1 rRNA gene (cut by a window edge) is annotated in these 2,500 nt (G+C 58.4%); it reads right to left on the reverse strand.

Annotated features, from left to right (window positions below):
• A 23S ribosomal RNA gene (locus VNM72_11840) occupies window positions 1-2,500 on the reverse strand; its annotated part runs 599 nt beyond the window's last position; the annotation flags it as partial.

Raw genomic sequence — 2,500 nt, forward strand, 5'->3', positions numbered from 1 at the left:
CCGTCTTGGTGCGGGCACCCGGCGTCTTCACCGGGACCACAAGTTCGCTGTGCAGCTCGGCAAGACAGTCGCCACGTCGTTACGCCATTCGTGCAGGTCGGAACTTACCCGACAAGGAATTTCGCTACCTTAGGACCGTTCCTTCGTTATCCCATCTCTTTGAGCCACTGAACATGGCCTCTCAGCCCACCACGACAGCGGATGGGACTGGTGGGACGGCTCTAGACGAGCCCTCCGTATCGCTACGGAGTTCGGACCATATCATCACGACTCCAGACTGGCGGCACTCCCCTGAACGGGGACATTTTCTGGAGCCGCGCCCGGCGTATGGTCTCTGGGGATTTCCCGAAAGCGAGCAAGAATTTCTTCCTCCGTATACCGCCGCTGTCCACCGTCGTTCATATCTTGGCGGATCCGGAGGATCTCTCGGACACCCTCAACGGTCATGTGCCGACCTTCCTCTATGATGCGGGCGATCCTCTTGAACTTCGCGAAATCGCGCTTCTTTCTCGCCGACAAGAACGGGAACTGCTCGAAGAAGGGAATGACGTTCTCGACGATGGCGTTGAAGTTATTGACCTCATAGGTCCAAACACCATCGTCCCGCCGTCGGAGTGTACCACACCGGAAGTAGCGCTTGAACAGGGCTAGGATGACCCGCTCCCGCTGAGAGATATTGAAGCACAGCGAGATCTTCCACGGCATCCGGCAATCGGATCGAGGTCGGAACACAACGTTGAAACTTCCCTCCCCGTCGGCGAAACCGGCCAAGTAATAGCCGACGCGCGGAGGAATTTTTCTGGTGTCGAGAGGCATGGTCGCTTTCAGAACCTTTCCTGCGGGTTGTCTGCGCCCCACGGATTGTGACGCACCCTCCCATGGAGAGCGACGTACCGGGGGACCCTTCACCCCTTCGGGGCAGACCCCTGAGGGGACAGATGTTCCCGCATATAGCCAGGTTTATTTACGTAACTACAACGGTCAGGATCATAGTTACGGCCGCCATTCACCGGGGCTTCGGTTCAGGGCTTCGCCCGTCCGAAGACGAGCTAACCCCTCCCTTTAACCTTCCGGCATTGGGCAGGCGTCAGCCCCCATACGTCGTCTTGACGACTTTGCGGAGACCTGTGTTTTTAGTAAACAGTCGCGTGGCGCTCTTTACTGCGACCCACCTCGGCTTCGGAGGCTGTGCTCCTACACCTAGCGTGGGCACCCCTTCTCCCGAAGTTACGGGGCCAATTTGCCTAGTTCCTGACCGAGCCATCACACATGCGCCTGTGGATATTCTCCTCGCCTACCTGTGTCGGTTTGCGGTACGGCCATCTGACAGGCTCGCCACCGAGGCTTTTCCTGGCCGCATGGACTCGGCCGCTTTCCCCCTAACGGGGTCGTCATCCCCTCTCGGTGTTAACGAAGGAGCGGTTTTGCCTACCCCTTCCACCTACCGGGTTGAATCGGGACGTCCATCACCCGACCGGCCTATCCTTCGGCGTCCCCCCAGGCTCCTGACGCCTGACAGACGGTGCAGGAATATTAACCTGCTTCCCTTCGACTACGCCTTTCGGCCTCGCCTTAGGTGCCGACTAACCCTGGGCAGACTGACTTCACCCAGGAAACCTTAGGCTTTCGGCGCGCGGGGTTCTCACCCGCGTTCTCGCTACTTATGCCGGCAGAGTCTCTTCCAGGGCCTCCAACCGCCCTCTCGGTGCGGCTTCGCAGGCAACTGGAATGCTCCCCTACCAACCAAGCAGGAACTTATGTCCCGCTTGATTCCGTGGCTTCGGTGACCGCCTTGAGCCCCGTTGGATTGTCGGCGCAAAGTCGCCTCGACCAGTGAGCTGTTACGCACTCTTTAAAGGATAGCTGCTTCTAAGCTAACCTCCTGGCTGTCACAGCGACTTCACATCCTTTCCCACTTAGGCGGCACTTGGGGACCTTAGCCGACGGTCTGGGCTGTTTCCCTTTTGACCACGAAGCTTAGCCCTCGCAGTCTGACTCCCGGGCATGACTCACGGGCATTCGGAGTTTGGTTGGGTTTGGTAGGCTTGTAGGCCCCCTAGCCCATCCAGTGCTCTACCACCCGTGGTATTCACCCGAGGCTAGCCCTAAAGCTATTTCGGGGAGAACGAGCTATCACGGAATTTGATTGGCCTTTCACCCCTACCCCCAGCTCATCCGAGCCCTTTTCAACGAACACCGGTTCGGGCCTCCACTGAGTGTTACCTCAGTTTCACCCTGGCCAGGGGTAGATCATCCCGCTTCGCGTCTCGTATGCGCGACTGTGGCGCCCTTTTCGGACTCGCTTTCGCTACGGCTCCGCCTTCTCGGCTTAACCTTGCCACGCATACGAACTAGCCGGCTCATTAAGCAAAAGGCACGCGGTCAGGCTATCCGTGGGGTCGCCGTGAAGCAACCCAACGGATAATCCCTCCCACTGCTTGTAGGCATACGGTTTCAGGTCTATTTCACTCCCCTTGCAGGGGTTCTTTTCACCTTTCCC

The sequence above is a fragment of the Blastocatellia bacterium genome (assembly GCA_035573895.1).
Lineage (GTDB): Bacteria > Acidobacteriota > Blastocatellia > HR10 > HR10 > DATLZR01.